Origin of the sequence: Zoogloea sp., from assembly GCF_041911615.1 — a bacterium.
In the GTDB taxonomy this organism is placed as follows: domain Bacteria; phylum Pseudomonadota; class Gammaproteobacteria; order Burkholderiales; family Rhodocyclaceae; genus Zoogloea.
The window spans coordinates 1-16,773 of the sequence record NZ_JAYROR010000017.1 but is presented as its reverse complement, the minus strand read 5'-3'; the positions used below and the strand labels follow the sequence as shown (position 1 = coordinate 16,773).

Here is a 16,773-nt window from a genome sequence, read left to right as displayed (position 1 = left end):
CCAGCGTCATGGCTGCTCCTCGTTCATCTGGAAGACCACCTCGGCCCGGCGGTTCTGCGCGCGGCCGGCCAGGGTGTCGTTCGGGGCGATGTAGCAGCACGCGCCGCGGGCGCGCAGGGTCAGCGTGGCGGCCAGCGCCGGATGCGTTCTGAGAAGGTGGTCGCGAACCGCGAGGGCGCGTGCCAGGGCGAGCTCCTGGTTGAACGCCAAGGGCCCCGCGCTATCGGTGCGGCCGATGATCGTGATGCGGCGCACTCGCAACAGGTCGTCCATGGCCGCATTCAGCTGGGAACGCGCGGCGCGGCTCAGCTTCGCGCTGCCCAGGGCGAACTGCACAATGACCGTGCGCGAGGACTGCGCCGTCGTCGCAGGAGCGGGCTGCCCCGGGGCGGGCGCGACGGGTTCGGCCGGGGCGGGTGACGCGGCAGGGTCGATCGACTGCCTGGGCGCTTCGGTGGCAAGGGTCTTGGGCGTGCGTGTGGGGCAGGCCGGGGGCACGCACTGCGTGAACACGGCGTCGCGGCCGAAGTCGAGTTGGGCCAACCGTGCGGGTGCTGTCGGGTGCCGTCCGGTTGTGGAATCGAGCGGCTCCTGCGCGCGGAACAGGCTGCACGACGCTGCAAGGGCCGTGCAGCAGCCGACAACGGCGATCCAACCGGCGCGATGGAGAACGCGAGACGTCATGGCGAGACCCTCACCGACATCAGGGCGGGGAGCGTCGCTGTCGATACCGTCTGCGAACCCGAGCGTGCGCCGCGTTGCCGAGGCAACTGGCGGTACACCCGCCAGGCATACTTGGCGCGCGCCTCGACGCAGTCCTTGCCCCCGAGTTGCGAGCAGGCCGCGTTGTAGGCGCCGACGGCATCCCACGTCGCGCCACGCCGCGAAAAGCTGTCCGCGAGCAGCCAGGCGCCGACGTGGATGTTGGTGCAGGGCTCGAAGAGATCGGCTTCGCGGATGCCGTGGCGGGACAGGGTCCGCAGGTGGCCGCTGTTGATCTGCATGAGCCCGATGTCGTAGGACCCGGTGCGCTGTAGGTGCGAGCGGTTTACCGCCCGGGGATTCAGGTTCGACTCGACCCGGGCAATGGCATAGAGCAGGTCGGCCGAGATGCCGTAGCGCCGGGCAGCCTCCTCCCAGCAGGCTTGCGCCCCGGTGGGTGCGAGCACCAGGAAGGCGAAGGCAGCCAGGGCAGCAAATTGCGGCAGTCGACGCATGGGTCACCTCTCCAAACGAAACCGGAACGGCCCGCCGGGAAGCGGGCAGCGAGGTCTGGGCCGTCGGCGGTGCGCAGACGGTCAGGGTCGGGTTCGGGTCGGTCCGGCGTCTGGCCGGGCGAGGTGGGCGAGCGGGTCAGAAACGGGTACGGCTGCTGATTAGGGACAACCGTTGAGGCGACAACGGTTTCAGCCGGGCGGCGCGTCCCGCCCGCGATGGGATCGTTCGGCCATATTGCAGCGTGCCTGCCGCAGGAGGGCTGCTCCTGAGACATCCGCTGTCCGGCACAGGGCGACGCAGGCAGTGGTCAGTTGGTCGAGTTGGAACTTGGGGTTGGGGTGCCGATTGGCCGGCGAGCGCTGCAGCGCCAACAGCAACTCGTACTGAGGCCGCCACATCGATTCACGGCGGCGCGGTGTCTGCGGCGAACGAAGGACCAACTCGGTCCCGAGAAACCGGAAGATACGCGCAGGGGCATCGTGATGCTCGAAGACTAACGAGACGCAGGCGCTGATCAGATCGGGGAAGCGGAAGGTCGGCGACACATTGTGTTCGCTGCGCAGGAGGCGGTAGAGCCAGGCGTGCTCCTCGAGCCAAAGGCGCGTCTCGATGACATTGTGAGCTTCGCTCTTCTCCGAAGGAGATGCGATGTTGTATTGATCAGTCGTTGGTGTGGCGGTGAGCATGGTGCCTACCTCGATCCGTGGGGGTCTTTCTCGTATGAGCACGTGAGCGAAGGGTAGGCAGTTGGAGCCGTTGCGTCTCCTCTGAATGAAGGTCTTATCAGGGGGGTATCGCCCTCAGCTCATTGTCGTAGTCCCCCAGACGAAATGGTAGTCACCCATCTGGTTGCCTACAGACTCTCCTGATCCACGAACCGCCCATGCTGGCGCAGCGCTGGCAAGAGTACTGCGTCGGCATAGCGACAGCCCGTCTGGCCGGGATCGGTCTGGCCGGATTTCTTCGCCTCATCGGGTGCATGGGATTCACCCAAGTACAGGCGGTCGAGGAGGGCGTCGTAGCCGGGCGTCCAAGCTTGCGCCTCAGGGAACACCACGCGCAGTTCCTTGAGGATGTCCATGCCGGCAAAATCCAGATCTCCCCAGAAGTGGATGGCTCGGTCGGTACTAGCCGAGTACAGCCACACAAGGAACTTTCCCGGCAGTTCGACATTGCTCGTCAAGACGCGCGGGGCAAAATAGACGGAGCTGCCGCCCGGGCTGCGGAGTCGCCGCGCGCTGGCCTTGTAGCCTGAGGCGAAAACGAGGATGAAGTCACGAGCCGCATCCAGGCGGCCAGACGCCAGGGACTCGAATGTTGCGGCGTTCTCGATGAACAGAATCGGTGCATCGGCATCGTCGGTGAGAGCGGAAACGAGCAGTTGCACCGGCTTGTCGGGGAAAGGGCAAATGGGTTGCCCAAGCAATAGGGCGATGGCTTCCTGCTGGCCACTGAGGATCTTCGACAGACCCCAGAACTGGCGGCTAGCCACTTCGTGCAGCATGAGACCCGAGTCGGACAAAGCAGCAAGCGCCGCAAACCGCTCTAATACCTCGTCGGCCGAGCGCTGGATGATGCTGATGGGTCGGGAGAGTAGTCGGGCCCCCAACTCTCCTTCGGCGAACCGGGTCAATACCGCTTGTCGCCACTGCTCTATCCAGCGAGACGTGACGCTCGGGTAACGCTTCGTCGCTTCGCGAAGGAAGGCCTCGCCATCCGGCGAGACGATGATTTTCGGCCGCCTTTCCCAGATATCGAGGTCGAGGCGGCTCTTTCGCTGGTCGAGTCTTAGCTCAAATCCCGGTTGTCCCACGACAGTTTCCAGCGCCTGCCAGACAAAGGTGCGTTCCCTTGGGTGGTCGATGGCGAAGAACTCTGGCCAGTTGTGCGGGTTCAATGGGAAGACGAGATCCCTGGACCGCTCTGGAAAAGGCCTTGCTTCGATGCGGTCGACCAGAGCATTGAGCAGGGCCGCCAGTGCCGGCTCGCGGACTCCGACGAACGACTCGGCATTCATGTCTGCAGTCCGGTGGTGACCTGTTGTCGGGCTTCCTGCAGCAGGAATTCCTGCTCTGCCTCCAATCTCACTACGTCGCGGCGTTTTGCCCAAAGTGCGCGCAGGTGGTCGGTCTTGAGCGCCGAGCTGTCTACCTCGGTAACTTTGTCCAATTCTCCGGCCAAGCCTTCCACCTTCATCAGGGAGAAACGGTGCTCGAAGGTAAACAGATCCAGCAACGGGCCGGAAGCGCGGGATGGCATGGCGACGATCAACTGCAGGCCGAGGTTCTCGTTGAGATAACGCATGACGGCGGCTGTACGAGCTTCGTCCATCTTGTCAAAAGCCTCGTCGATCATCATGAGTCTGAGGCTGGCCGATTTCTCGAACTGGCGGAAGGCCTGAGCCAACACCGCCGCACGCACCAGGTAGGCTGGAGTCATGAGCTCGCCGCCGGAGAAGGTTGCCATCTTGGCGAGGGATGCTTCGCGCCCGTCCTCCGAGTATTTGCGGATGTCGTAGTGCCGGTAACTGCGATAGTCGGCGATGTCCCTCAAGCGCCGCAGCGCATACTCGCGGTTGGGGTCGAGGAGCAAGTTCTTGATCTCGTCCAGCGCTACGGCACCGTCTCCGGACAGCACGCCTTCAGCCGCGGAGAACAGATCCACCGGCGTCTGCGTCTCGGCCAGCCGATTGAGTTCCTGGAACAGGTCGTAATACTTCTTGTACTCTTTGACCATCTGACCGTATTCGATCTCGAACCGGTCCTCGCCGAAGGCAAGGCGTTTGAGTTTCTCGTTCAGCCGCTTGAGCGGCTGAATGCCCTGTTCCACGGCAGTGCGAACGGCCAGGGCGAAGTGAGTGCTGAAAGTGTTGTTGAAGTTCTTCTCGGCGTCCTGCAATTCGCGCGCATTGTTCAGAATGCGTACCTGCTCGAGGCGATCGAGCATTGCCACGATTTGTCGACGAGATTCCGGAATACCGCCATAGGCCTGCCACTCGTATTCCGCTTCCGAGGAGTGGCGGGGCTGGTAGCTCACCCTTTCGTCGAGGGAGGCGGCGAGCCGATTGTGCTCCTCGATCTGCCGTTCGAACGCCTCGCGACGTTCACGGTACAAGCCGGTCTGCTGACGACGCCGCCCGTCGAACTGTTCGGCCGTCTGGTCCGCCACAGCCTCTTGAGCGCGGTGCTCCAGTTGGGCCGGTGCGAACCGAGGATTGAGGCGGACCAGTTCCACCATGCGCAGCCTTACGCGCCTGATGCCGTCTGCCCGCAGGTCCAGTTCGGCTTCGGCAATGCTTGCGTCCAAGCCCTTGGCGCGGCCTGCTGCCTCGCCCGCGGCGCGTTCCGCTCGGCCCTTGAGGTCCAGGTGCCCGTCAAAAAGGCGTTGCGCTCGTGCCAACCGCCGCTCCAGGGTTTTGATACCCGAGTCGTCGAGGCTTGCGCGCTCGGCGGCCAGGCTGTTCAAGAGACGCTGCGTCTCGGCCAGGGCATCCAACTGAGGCGCAATGGGGGAACAATTGAGCTTGCGCAAACGCTCGCCCCAACCGGCCAACTCGGCAGCTTTCGTCTTGAGTCTGCCCATCTCACGGGTCTTCTCTTCGATGTCCCGGCCGAGCCTTACCGCCCGCTTGCGCCGCGCCTCGGCGCCGAAGGCCAGATCTCCATCCTCCATCCAGCATGTGAACATCTTGAAGCCGCCCGAGGCCATGCCGTCCACCGTCAGGCCCTGGGGCACTCGACGCAAAGCCTCCGCATCGCGGACCTTGGCGTAGCGGCCGTAGCTCGCAATGAGGTAGGCCCTTGCTGTTTCGTCGGTGATGACGAGCTCATGGAGAATGGAATCGGCCGGCAGCGCTTGATTTGCGGCGCGCTGCCGGGCCAGCTCCCCTTGCATCACCGATGCGGCGATGCCGCGCAGCTCATGGCGCACAGCGTGAATGGCACGTGCTTCGAAATCCGCCTCGACCAGGATGAGGAAACGGTTGCCGCCCAGCAGCCCTTCGATAGCGTTCTGCCAGCGCGAGCCTTCACGGGGCTGGACCAGATTGCACAGCACCCGCGGTCGGGCGCCAGGGTACTTCGACTCAAGGAACGTGACGGCGGCCTCCACGGCGTCGGGCACGTCCATCCTTCCGTCCTCCAGCCCTTGCCTGCGCTTGGCAAGGCCCTCGATCTCCTCTTGCAGGGCCTGGGCCTTGTCCTGCTGGCGGCCCTGTTCTCGCGTCACCGATGCATAGAGGCCATCGGGGCCGTGAACTCGCTCCATCAACGGCGCCAATTCGGCATCCAGATCGGCGAGCCGATCCCGTGGCAGAAGGCTAAGGTCGACCACCCCCGAGGCAAGCTGTGTCGCCAGTTGCTTGACTGCTGCCCGAGCATTGGCGATGTCGATCCGGGCGAGTTCCAGCACAAGGCGATCGACCGCCGCCTTGTAAGCTGACTCCTCCTGGTTGGGCTGCGTGGCCAAGGCAGCCAACTCACTCAGGACGTTGCGCACGCCTTGCAGTGCACCGAGCAGTTCGGCTGCGATGCCTGACCGGTTGTCCCTTTCAGTCTCGATCCTGTGGTCGATCCGCGCGCGCTCCTGAGCCACCGGATTGCCGTTGAGCCGGCCTTGGGCGGCTGCGAGCAGATGCGTGGCCCGCTCCAATGCCTTGCCGTGCCGTTCCGCAAGCACCTTTTCCCTCTCGGCATCGGCATGGGCTTGCCGCCTGGTCTGCTGCAACCCTTCTATCTTCCGCTCGACATCGAATTTGCGGCGCAGAGCTTCGCCCAGCTCAGCTTCGAGGGCTTCCTCGAAAGCGGCGAGGAAAGCATCGGCATGCTCCTTGAGTATTTCCAGTCGCTGCTGGGAAGCCTGCAAATCCGTGGCGATCTTGCGCAGACGCTGCACGTTCTGCATGAGCGACGCGATATGCCCGATCTGCTCGGAAAAGTCGGGCTCCGCCAATACCTGCTCGCGGATCAGCTCGTCCACCGAACCGACGGTCTTTCGGGCAATGGACTGAACGAAGGCACGGGCAGCAGCCTCCGCCTCGCGCGGACCGACCAGAGTCTTGCCTCCACCGCGGAATTCCGCATAGAGCTTGCACAGGTAATCCTCGATGCTGTTCTCGAAGAACAGCACCTTCGGATAGCGCTGACGCAGGCGTACGTAGATCTCTTCTACCGGCACCGCAACGATGGAAGCGCCTTTTCGCGAGGCGATGAAATCCGCCTCGGACAACCGGCTTCCTGGCAGGACGAGGTACTGTTTGCGGCTTACCTCGGCATTACGGCCCTGTTCCCGGCTGCCGGAAACCTCCGCTTCCACAGCGACCACAGCGGTAAACGCTTCTGCCACTTCGTCGGGCTCAGGTGAGAAAACGGCAGCGACATAGGTGTGGGAGCCAAACGGTCGAGCGCACAGGTTATCCCGCATGCCGATCGCGTAGGTGGCCAGGGTGCGCCTCACCTTGCCGCCGGCACGCCCGCCTGCGCCCACTTCATCCTGGGCAGAGTTGAACACGTTGATGTGCTGCTTGCCGCCGGTCATGATCAACTGGATCGCATCCTGAAAAGAGGATTTGCCCACCCCGGTGGATCCAGACAGCAGCGTGGCATTGCCGAAGGGATATTCGCTGGAAACCACGAAACCCCAGTTTATGAGGATAAGCTTCTCAAGCTTCATCGCCTGTCTCCTCGGGCATTGGTGCTGGTGCCGGCTTCTGTGCCTGCGAGAGCAGGGCGTCGACGGCGGAATCCGCGACGAACTGCAGGACCGTTCCTCGAACAGCGATGAGGGCATCGGCGTCTTCTACCTGGGGGTCGGCCCGATAGTCGATCAGTCGCGCCCGCTTCAAGTCGGCGAAGAGCTTTTCCCGAGCAGTCTTCGGCGGCAGCGAGCGACGCATGTGCGCGGTCAGGGTGGCGTTCAGGTGTTCCACGGTCACCAGCGCCTCATTGCGCTCGTTGATCGAACCTTGCCGCAGGCCTTCGTTATAAAGCAGCCGCAGGGCGAGGCAGGTCGCGACGAAATCGGCGGATAGCCTGGCCCGTACAGCCTCAACCACGACTGCATCATCCTCGTCGGGCAGACCAGGGGCGCGGGCGCCGGGCGGGTAGAGCCGGAAGTAGTTCTGGTGCCGCTCATGGAAGAGACGAAACCCTGCCGCCTCGAAGTAATCGTTGAGCAGGCCTTCAATACGGACGGCATCGTCGTAAAGCTGCCGCTCGATTGCACTGTCCTCCCGGTGCAGGATGGAGAGTCCCAGCAGACGTCCGGCGATCTGCCGGAAAGACTCGGGCCGCACCCCGCGCGCCTTCAACTCGGCGCCGACCAGCTGTCCAATCGTGGTTTCATCCATGGCCGACATGCCTCTTCCTGATCGCGTAGTCCGTACCCGACATAATCGGGTTTTCCAGCGGTTCGCCCTCCCGCCGCTCCACCTCCAGGCTTTCGCTACTTCGGGCCGCCTCGACCGCACGCAGCAGGGACAAGGCCTGGATGGCGTCCTCCACCGGCAGTTCCGACAAGCGAAGCTGATCCTTCCCGTTCATGCGGCCGAGGAGATAGTGCACGACGTCATGCTGCGACAACGAGAAGGCACGTTCCTCGGCCTGCCGCAGGAACTGCCTCAGGCGCTCCTCCCGCGTGATCTCGGGAACGATGCTGATGGTCTGGGCCCGGGTGCGTTCCGCGGCGGTCTTCATCCGAATCGTCGCCGGGTCATATAGCGCCACGGCAACGGGCGACAGCGCTGCACCCTGGGTTTCCAGCCAGGCAGTTTGCTCTTCCCGCGGCATCCCGCCGATGGAACGGATCAGACTGGAAAGGGCGGCGTTGGCCCCATTTGCATCCATGAAGAGGCTCTGGGACAGCAATACTACGTGACGGCGGATGTAGCTTTCCATGGCCCGGAATAGCTCCGGCTGCTTTGTCCGGCAGGCCGCGGTCACCATGTCCTCGATCCGCTCCAAGAGCCAGCCCAGCACGCCGCCGCTGGGGGCGGCCTGCGCCGCCCATGGCGCGTGGAGGGTCAGCTCGGCGTCGATGGCTTGAATCTCGGCGGCCGTCAGCTCATGCAGCCGATCGATCAGGGCGGCGATGTCCAGGCGATGACGCTCGGCGTTGTCATACACCAGACGGGGCGAGAACTCGTCCCGGAAGCGACGTTCTACGAACTCGACGAAGGAATCCCAGTTCCCCTGAGCATGAGCGTCCAGAAGGATCTTGCGAGCCAGCTCATAGAACAGCTCGATGTCCTCGGACAGATCGGTGATCACCCGATCGGCGTACTCGTAGGCGTCCAGCAGATCTTCCACATCGCGGCGTTCGATGAAGGCGCCGAGGGCGTTCTTGCACGAACGCATGTTGCGCTGACGGGTTCGCTCGCGAGGGCGGTCAGCCAGGGTCAGGGCTTGGGCGAAAATCTTGCCGGTGCGGGTGAAGCGGTAGGCCGTGACCAGACGGACACGGTCTTCGGCGGTTTCCAGCCAGCCGTCGGCCACGAGCTGGCGAATGAAGGCGCTCGCCATCTTCTGGTCGTCGGCCAGATCGGCGGGCGCAAATCCCTCTTCGCCTGCATCGTCATCCGGCTCGGTTCGAACACCGTCCGTCTGGATCGTCTGCACGAACAAGTCGCGCAGTTCCTCTCGCCCGAGGATTGAGCGGTAGTCGGCGTGAGACCCGTAAAGCCGCTGGTAGAAGGCACGAATGCAGGCTGCGATGAGCCGGCGCTTCTTGAGTGTCAGCGGACGGAAGAACTGCGCGTGCCCGGAAGTGAACATAAGCTATCCGTGCCGCAGAGCCGCTGCTTGTCGTTGGCCGTCGTGTGGGCCACGCCTACATTGCAGCATCCCATCCTGTACCCGTAGATCGAAACTGTTCTTCAGGCCTTGGTCGGCCTGGCAGATGAACGGATGCGCCCCAAGTTTCTTGTCGCTCACGTGGTCTCCCTGATGTGACACACCGCAACCCTACGCTAGTGGAGGCTCACGGCGTGAGCCTCCGAACCGGCAAAACACGCCACACCTCAGCACAAACCCGATCTTATCCCATCAAACCCAAGCGAAGCCAAATCAGTTTGGATACAATGCGCCGTTGCGAACAGCTCGCCCTTCTTTCACATGGATCGCTCAATGGATGACCGCTGGCTGTCGGTTGACGAAATCGCCGAATACCTGGGTGTTTCCAAGGACACCGTCTACACCTGGGTGACCGGGAAAGGCATGCCCGGTCACAAGGTCGGCCGGTTCTGGAAGTTCAAGAAAGAAGACGTGGACGGCTGGGTCCGGGCGGGTGGGGCTCAGGCCGATGACGCCCATTCAGATGCCGACTCGTGACTCGGGGGAGACTATGACGAGTCGCTGGAAAACCATATCGCCCTCTCAGTTCCCGTGGGAGCAAAACGCACTGGACTTCATCCAGCGTGCGTTACCCAACCGAGAGCCCTTCCGTGCCTACAGCAATTTCGAGTTTGTTGCCGACGACGGGAGCATCAACGAAGTTGATCTGCTGGTCATTTCCAGGTACAGCATCTTCCTGGTCGAAATCAAGAGCCGCCCAGGCGAAGTCGGTGGCGATTCGCACACCTGGATCTGGCGCGATGGGGCTCGGGAGTACTTTGACGACAACCCCTTGCTGCTCACCAACCGCAAGGCAAAGAAGCTGGCATCGCTGCTTCGCAAGCAACTGACCGTACAGAAGCGCCGCACACCGTATATCCAGTCCCTGGTTTTCCTGTCGGACCCTGGGCAACGATGCAAGCTCACGGGCCCTGCACGCGAAAACGTGCATCTGAGGGCCGACATCGCTGGCAAGCTATTCGATGAGACCGCCCCCGTTGCCAGTGCGCAGCCTATTGACCGGGATCTGGCCACGTCCATCAACCGGGCGCTGGAAGCGATTGGTATTCGCCCCCCGCAGCAGAGTCGGCGCGTTGGTGACTATCAGCTCGAGCAAGTCCTCGCGGAAACCGATTTCCATCAGGACTGGCTCGCCAAACACGTATCGCTGACCAACCTTCGGCGGCGCGTGCGCCTTTACACCGCAAAGCGCAACCTCAATGCCGCGCAGCGCTCCATGCTGGCAGATGCCGCGCGTCGTGAGTTTCAGTTGCTCGAAGGCATCCGCCATCCGGGCATCTTGCGCGCATCGGATTTCATCGACAGTGAGCACGGCCCGGCCCTGATTTTCGACTACGAGGAAGGGCTGCAACGACTTGACCATTTCATACGGGCGCAAGGGGAGCACCTCGACCTCTGGCAACGGCTGAAACTCGTCCGCGCCATTGCCGAAGCCTTGGATGCGGCACATCGGTACCGCCTCTACCACCGTGGTCTGTCACCGCAGACCATCATGGTCCGAACCGTGGGCGCGAACTCGTTCGACGTTACGCTGTTCGACTGGCAGATAGCGACGCGGCAACTTCAGGAAGCCGAGGGAGAGACGACGGGCACGCTCCATGTCGAAATGCTCTCGGATCGGGTGGCGCAGGAGATTTACCTCGCACCCGAAGCCCGTATAGCCCCGCGCCCGGATGCCATCAAGCTGGACCTGTTTTCCCTCGGTGCCATCTCCTACTTTGTGCTCGCCGGTGAGCCGCCCGCCGTCAGCGGCGATGAGCTGGTTGCCAAGTGTGAGCAGGGGCCGGGTCTTACACTCTCGGCACTGGTCAATGGCTGTCTGGCCGAGATCGAGGATCTGATCCAGTTCGCGACCTGGCCTTCAACGGAAGACCGGTTCGGTTCGACCGGGGAATTCCTCGTGGCGCTCGACAAGGCAGAGGAAGCGCTTGAAGACGCGCTGACCGCTCCGGCGTCACCCCTCGCTTCCCCGTTGGAAGCAAATGCGGGCAACGAGCTGCACGGCTTTGAAGTCGTCCGTCGCCTTGGCAAGGGTGGAACCAGTCTGGCCCTGGAGGTCCGCCGCAAAGGCGCCGGTCAGCCTCGCCAGGGGGTATTCAAGATTGCACGGGAAGCGGAATACAACGAACGCCTCAAACGCGAGGCGGAAACCTTGGTCCGCCTGCAACCGCATCAGAACATTGTCCAGTGCTTCGAGCGCTTCGAAATCGCGGGGCTTGCGACCCTGTTCCTGTCCTCTGCAGGCGAGGAAACGCTGGGCGAGCGTCTGCGGCAAGAAGGTCGATTGGGGCTGGACCTGCTGCAGCGCTTCGGTGAGGAGCTGATTTCCGTCGTGGAGTACCTGGAGCGGGAGGGGGTTCCGCACCGCGACATCAAGCCCGACAACATTGGCATCCGCCCCGGGGCGGGGAAGCGGCTCACGCTCACGTTGTTTGATTTCTCGCTGGCGGGGGTGCCAGCCACCGATCTTAATGCGGGAACCCGGATTTATATGGACCCTTTCCTGCGCAAGCGCGGTATGTGGGATGGCTATGCCGAGCGCTACTCTTGCGCGCTGACGCTGCATGAGATGGCCGCCGGCACCTTGCCCGAGTGGGGTGACGGCAGCGCAGACCCGGCGACGCTGAAGTCCGAGATCATCCTGGACTCCGAGCGCTTTGACGCATCGATCCGCCAGCAAGCGCTCGAGTTCTTTAGCCGGGCACTGGCCCGCGATCACCGCAAGCGCTTCGACAACGCAGAGCAGATGCTGCGCGCCTGGCGCAAGGTGTTCGAGAACGTCTCTCGGCCCGTCACCGCCCACACTACCCATCCACCACAGGGCCAGTTGCCGTTCGGCGAGGAACCGGCTGCACCGGCGAGCGGCATCACGCCGACCACGCCGCTGGAATCGTTGGAGTTGGACTCCCGTCACCTCGAACTGATTGACCGAATTGGTCACGACGAGCTGTCGACGGCGGGTGACCTGGCGGATCTGCCGCGCAATCGCCTGTACCGTCACCGCGGCATCGCGCTGGCGGTCGCACGTGAACTGCACCAGATTGCCGACCGGCTGCGACATCAGTTCAGCGGCGGTGTCGCCAGAGACGAGCAACCGGCCGACACCACCGTGGCCAAGCTTTCGGTGGATGCTGCCGCCGCCTTGCTCGTGCCGAAGAAGGGTGATGAAGCGCAACTCCAAGCCCTGGAGGGGTGGCTGGGCCTAGCGGCTGGAGCCGCCAGCACACCGCTGGCAGAAGAACTCCTGCAGTCGATGGCCGAACGCATGTCGCGCCAGCCCGAGATCACCCATCTCCGTGACGACGTAGCCCTTGTCCTGGCTGGGCTCGGCGGGATTGCCTCCGTCGGCGAAATCGCTTCTGCATTGCTGGCCCGACGTGGCAGCGTACAAACCGGTGAAACCCGGCACATCGAGGCCGTCGCTCTGGCGCGCGCCGTCATCACCGTCGAGCGTACCAAGCAGGGGGCACGCTGGCAGGTGGTTCAGCGTGACTCCAACGTCCGCCCCCTGGTCCAAGCGTCGCAACCAGACGATCTCGTGGTCGCCACGCTGGCCAGCAGTGGGGCCTCCGGCCTCTTTCCTTCGTCGCCGGAGGTGCGCGCCAGCTACGCGGTCGTTCTGGGCGAAGCGGCCGACCGACTGGCTCAGTTGGATCCACTACCTTCGGCCCAACAGGTGGCCGACGCCTTGGCGCGCATTCAGCCCCCAGCTGGTGACACCAGTTTGAGTTCGGAGCGAATGATCCGTCTGGCGGCAGCATGCGCCCGTCATGCCGCCTTGTCGTCACGCCTCGAGTTCTACCCGATTCAGTTGTCCCCCGCGCGTGCCGTCAAGCTGGCCACAACGTCGCTACTCGGCTTGCGGCAGTTCGACCTCGAGACGATCCGGCGGCGTGTTTTCGCCCGCTATCCCGAAGCCGCTCCATTGCCCGGCCCAACGGAACTGGAAATCCTGCTCAAGGATGCGGGCCTGGATGTGAGGTGGGACGGCGCCAAGCGCGCCTTCGTCACGCAGTTTTCGGCCGGCGTCATCTCGGGCACCACGCAAATCACCCGGCTTTCGACCAACAACCGCCCGCGCACGGCCACGGCGCCGGATATTCAGGCGGCCCTGCAAATCGATGAGCGCATCAGGCACGCCCTTGCCAGTGGCAAGCTGCTCACGCTGTCGGTCGATCCCAAAGGGCTTCCCGTCGCCCAGCGTGAATTGGCTCAGCGTTTTGGCCTCAAGGTAATCGACTTCGACGAGGTCGTGCTGACGCAACTCGAAGCGCAGGCGCGCGAATGGGAGGTCGACTGGAACGTCCTGCTCGCCGCCGATGGCGCACCGGCGGGGTCCGTCGACGCGCAGAACTTCGCCACCGTGCTGGGCGAGGTGTGGCCCAAAGTCGAAGCCCAGTTGCTCACGGACGACCAGCCCGGGCTCCTGGTTAACCTCGGATTGGCCGCACGCTGGCAGCGCATGCCCCTGTTCGCCCGACTGGCGGATGCCTGCATGTTCGGTCAGCGTCCCCCGTTGATAGCCCTGATTGCCAGCCCGATGACGCCCGACAACCGCCCCGTGCTGGATGGTCAGGCCGTTCCGGTGACGATCAACACCACAGACTACGGTCGGATCCCGCGTGCCTGGCTCGAAAACGCCCACGGCACGCCCGGCGGCCCGTCTGCCAAGACCCGCACCAAGGCAAGAAAAGAATGATCAATCGCATCAAGCTACTCTCCGATCTCAAACTCCAGGTTCGCGACCTGGAGGGCGATCTGCGGGGGCGCTTTGCCAGCCACCCCGGGTACAAGAATCGCCTGACTGCGGACTGGCAGGCCGCTCGCGACGCCGGTCGCACGGCTGAGGCCCTGGAAACCTGGGTAGAGGCCCAATTCACCCAGTCCGCTGTAGCGTGGGTTCTGGCCTGCGTCTTCATTCGTTTCTGCGAAGACAACGACTTGCTCGATGCCCCGCTGATTGCCGGCACCGATAGCCGAGGTCAATCTGCCGTGGGGCGGCAGGAAGCGTTCTACCTCGAACACCCGACAGCCTCCGACAACGACTACTTGCGCGATGCCTTTGCCGTAGCGGGCCGCCTGCCGGGTTTATCGGATGTTCTGAAAGTTCAGCGCAACGTGCTCGCCGCCCCGGTCTCTGCCGATATGGGCAAGCAGCTGGTGCGTTTCTTCCGGGCCACCAATGCCGACAGCGGTGCGCTGGTTCACGACTTCGCCGATCCCGACTGGAACACCCGCTTCTTGGGGGACCTGTACCAGGACCTCTCCGAAGCCGCTCGCGAACGCTATGCGTTGTTGCAGACGCCCGAGTTCGTCGAGTCCTTCATCCTGGATCGGACGCTGACCCCGGCGCTCGACATCTATACGCTGGAAGAAGTTGACCTGATCGACCCGACCTGCGGGTCGGGACACTTCCTGCTCGGAGCATTTGAACGGCTGGCACCGCTGTGGCTGCGTAAGCGGCCGGACAACGTCAACCTGGCCTTGCAGGAAGCGCTCGACCGCATCGCGGGTATCGATCTCAACCCCTATGCGGTGGTGATCGCCCGCTTCCGGTTGCTGGTGGCCGCGCTGAAGGCGGCGCAGGTCCGCAAGCTGCGGCTCGCTCCGGACTTCCATCTGCACATCGAGACCGGTGACAGCCTGCTGCACGGCTTTGACCAGCGGGACTACACGCGAGCGCAGGCCTCACTAGGCTTGAACAACCCGCAGGAGAACCTTGGTGCTGGCGGGGATCATCGGTATCGCCATGCCTTCGCTGCAGAAGATCTTGAAGCAACCAACCAAATCCTCGCACGCAAATATGCTGTGGTCGTCGGGAATCCACCGTACATCACGGTCAAGGATCGGGCAGTCTCGGCACTCTATCGCGAACGCTACGCTAGCTGCAGCGGCAAGTACGCCTTGGTTTCCCCGTTTTGCGAGCGCTTTTGGGCCTTCGCAAAGCCGTTAGACCATACGCAACGATCAGGTTTTGTTGGATTGATTGTCGCCAAGTCTTTCATGAATCGCGAGTTCGGGAAAAAGCTGGTGCAAAGCTTCTTTCCGACCATCGATTTGACCCACATTTTGGATACATCGGTAGCCCACATACCAGGTCACGGAACACCGACTGCGATTCTTATGGGACGAAATCGCGCACCAGTTGCCCAGGTTGTGCGAGCGGTAATGGGCATTAAGGGTGAGCCATCGACACCGCCTGATCCCGCACAAGGCGTTGTATGGAACGCGATTGTTCGACAGATTGATCAGAGAGGGTCCGAGTCGGAATGGGTGACTGTTGCTGATGTTGATAGATCTATTCTTTCCAAGCATCCATGGAGTATGGCCGGGGGCGGAGCAGCAGAACTCAAAGAAACTATCGAAGATAAAGCATCGTGCGCACTGGCAGACATAGTTGAGTCAATCGGCATCACCTCATTCACTCTTGAAGACAATGCCTATATTCAGGAACGTAGCTTCTGGGAACGCGCTGGTATCTCATGCGCGCATATTCGAGGAATGTCCGTAGGGGATGAGGTGCGGGATTGGGCGGATCAATCTCGAGCTGCTGCACTATTTCCTTATGACGATGACTTTTGTCCAATCGACATCGTCAATTGTCAACCAGAATATAGGTTCCTGTGGCCTTTCAAGACTTGTCTGGCAAATAGCAAGATGTTTGGTGGAGAGACCAAGGTTGAATCTGGGCTCATGTGGCATGAGTATGGCCGACTGACTGCGAACAAACTTAGGACTCCGCTGAGTATCGCTTTTTCATTCGTTGCGACCCATAACCATTTTGTTTTGGATCGAGGCGGGAAGGTCTTTAATCGCAGTTCACCTGTAATCAAGCTGCCGGAATCTGCTGGTGAAGATGCACATTTTGGTTTGCTCGGCTTGCTGAATTCTTCGATAGCTTGTTTTTGGCTCCAGCAGGTGTGTCACAACAAAGGTGGCCCCGGAGGTGGGTCATCAAAAGACGAAAAATGGCATGATTTCTTCGAGCATGACGCATCAAAGGTCAAGAAATTTCCTGTTGTTGAAGGCCAGCCAGTCGACATTGCCAAGACCCTTGATCAGTTAGCTAGGGAACGTAACAAGCTCCTTCCACCCTCGTTGTTTTCAAGGCAAATACCTACGGCATTGGAAATTGCAGACGCTCGTGCAAGAGCTGGAGAACTTCTTGAACAAATGATTTCATGGCAAGAGGAGCTCGATTGGTTCGTCTACTACTTGTACGGCCTAACAGAAACGCCATTAGTCTCTGCAAGTATCCCGCCAGGTATTGCTCTTGGTAATCGTGCATTCGAGATAATTCTGGCCCAAGAATTCGTATCAGGCCGATTGCAGACGAAATGGTTTGAATGGCTTAAGTGCTCCCCTTGTACTGATATTCCTGTTGATTGGCCCGACCGATACAAGGCAGTGGTACGCGAGAGAATAGCTGCTATTCGGCAATCTCGGGACTTGCGCCTGATTGAAAGCATGAACTGCAAGCGGAGATGGGAGGTAGAGCCATGGGACAAACTGGAAACAGTGGCCCTTGAACAATGGCTATTGAACCGCTTGGAGGCCCCCGACCTGTCCCCCCGCGTCAGAATAGTTGTCGCCTCGATAAAATCCTCAATTCGGGGGCGACGATGAGAGAACGACGTGGCGCGATACGGACAGGAATTCAAGGATAGAGCGGTGGCGCGGTTGTTGCCGCCGGAGAGCGCGACAGTGG

Annotated in this window: 10 protein-coding genes; 3 read left to right on the top strand and 7 right to left on the bottom strand. The window is 62.0% G+C overall.

What is annotated here, in order from left to right; translation table 11 throughout:
• Positions 1-6: 6 nt before the first annotated feature.
• The 7 genes from ACE3P2_RS02530 to ACE3P2_RS02500 form a co-directional block, all read right to left on the bottom strand.
• Positions 7-684 carry an OmpA family protein gene (locus ACE3P2_RS02530; protein ID WP_374260622.1) on the bottom strand — a complete coding sequence of 226 codons (678 nt, stop codon included), beginning with the start codon at positions 682-684 and terminating at the stop codon, positions 7-9.
• Positions 681-1,217 (bottom strand): lytic transglycosylase domain-containing protein, encoded by a 537-nt coding sequence (locus ACE3P2_RS02525; protein WP_374260620.1) that lies wholly within the window; start codon positions 1,215-1,217, stop codon positions 681-683. Before ACE3P2_RS02525 ends, ACE3P2_RS02530 begins: the two co-directional genes overlap by 4 nt.
• Before the next feature lie 189 nt (positions 1,218-1,406).
• A complete protein-coding gene (locus ACE3P2_RS02520; RefSeq protein WP_374260619.1) occupies positions 1,407-1,904 on the bottom strand; it encodes a hypothetical protein in 498 nt (165 codons plus the stop codon).
• A gap of 167 nt (positions 1,905-2,071) precedes the next feature.
• Entirely contained in the window at positions 2,072-3,235 is a 1,164-nt protein-coding gene (locus ACE3P2_RS02515) for a Wadjet anti-phage system protein JetD domain-containing protein (protein ID WP_374260617.1), read from the bottom strand.
• Positions 3,232-6,888 (bottom strand): SbcC/MukB-like Walker B domain-containing protein, encoded by a 3,657-nt coding sequence (locus ACE3P2_RS02510; protein ID WP_374260614.1) that lies wholly within the window; start codon positions 6,886-6,888, stop codon positions 3,232-3,234. Before ACE3P2_RS02510 ends, ACE3P2_RS02515 begins: the two co-directional genes overlap by 4 nt.
• Positions 6,878-7,573: a DUF4194 domain-containing protein gene (locus ACE3P2_RS02505; protein WP_374260611.1), complete on the bottom strand. Its 696-nt coding sequence runs from the start codon at positions 7,571-7,573 to the stop codon at positions 6,878-6,880. Before ACE3P2_RS02505 ends, ACE3P2_RS02510 begins: the two co-directional genes overlap by 11 nt.
• Positions 7,557-8,987, bottom strand: coding sequence for a Wadjet anti-phage system protein JetA family protein (locus tag ACE3P2_RS02500; protein WP_374260608.1), 1,431 nt, complete (start codon positions 8,985-8,987; stop codon positions 7,557-7,559). Before ACE3P2_RS02500 ends, ACE3P2_RS02505 begins: the two co-directional genes overlap by 17 nt.
• A gap of 351 nt (positions 8,988-9,338) precedes the next feature.
• On the opposite strand from ACE3P2_RS02500, the gene ACE3P2_RS02495 reads away from it, so the two are divergent.
• From ACE3P2_RS02495 to pglX, 3 genes are read left to right on the top strand one after another with little or no spacing between them, the layout of a single operon-like run.
• A complete protein-coding gene (locus ACE3P2_RS02495) occupies positions 9,339-9,542 on the top strand; it encodes a helix-turn-helix domain-containing protein (RefSeq protein WP_133588694.1) in 204 nt (67 codons plus the stop codon).
• Between the two features lie 13 nt (positions 9,543-9,555).
• A complete protein-coding gene (pglW, locus tag ACE3P2_RS02490) occupies positions 9,556-13,764 on the top strand; it encodes a BREX system serine/threonine kinase PglW (RefSeq protein ID WP_374260605.1) in 4,209 nt (1,402 codons plus the stop codon).
• Positions 13,761-16,691 carry a BREX-2 system adenine-specific DNA-methyltransferase PglX gene (gene pglX / locus ACE3P2_RS02485; RefSeq protein ID WP_374260602.1) on the top strand — a complete coding sequence of 977 codons (2,931 nt, stop codon included), beginning with the start codon at positions 13,761-13,763 and terminating at the stop codon, positions 16,689-16,691. Before pglW ends, pglX begins: the two co-directional genes overlap by 4 nt.
• Positions 16,692-16,773: the final 82 nt, after the last annotated feature.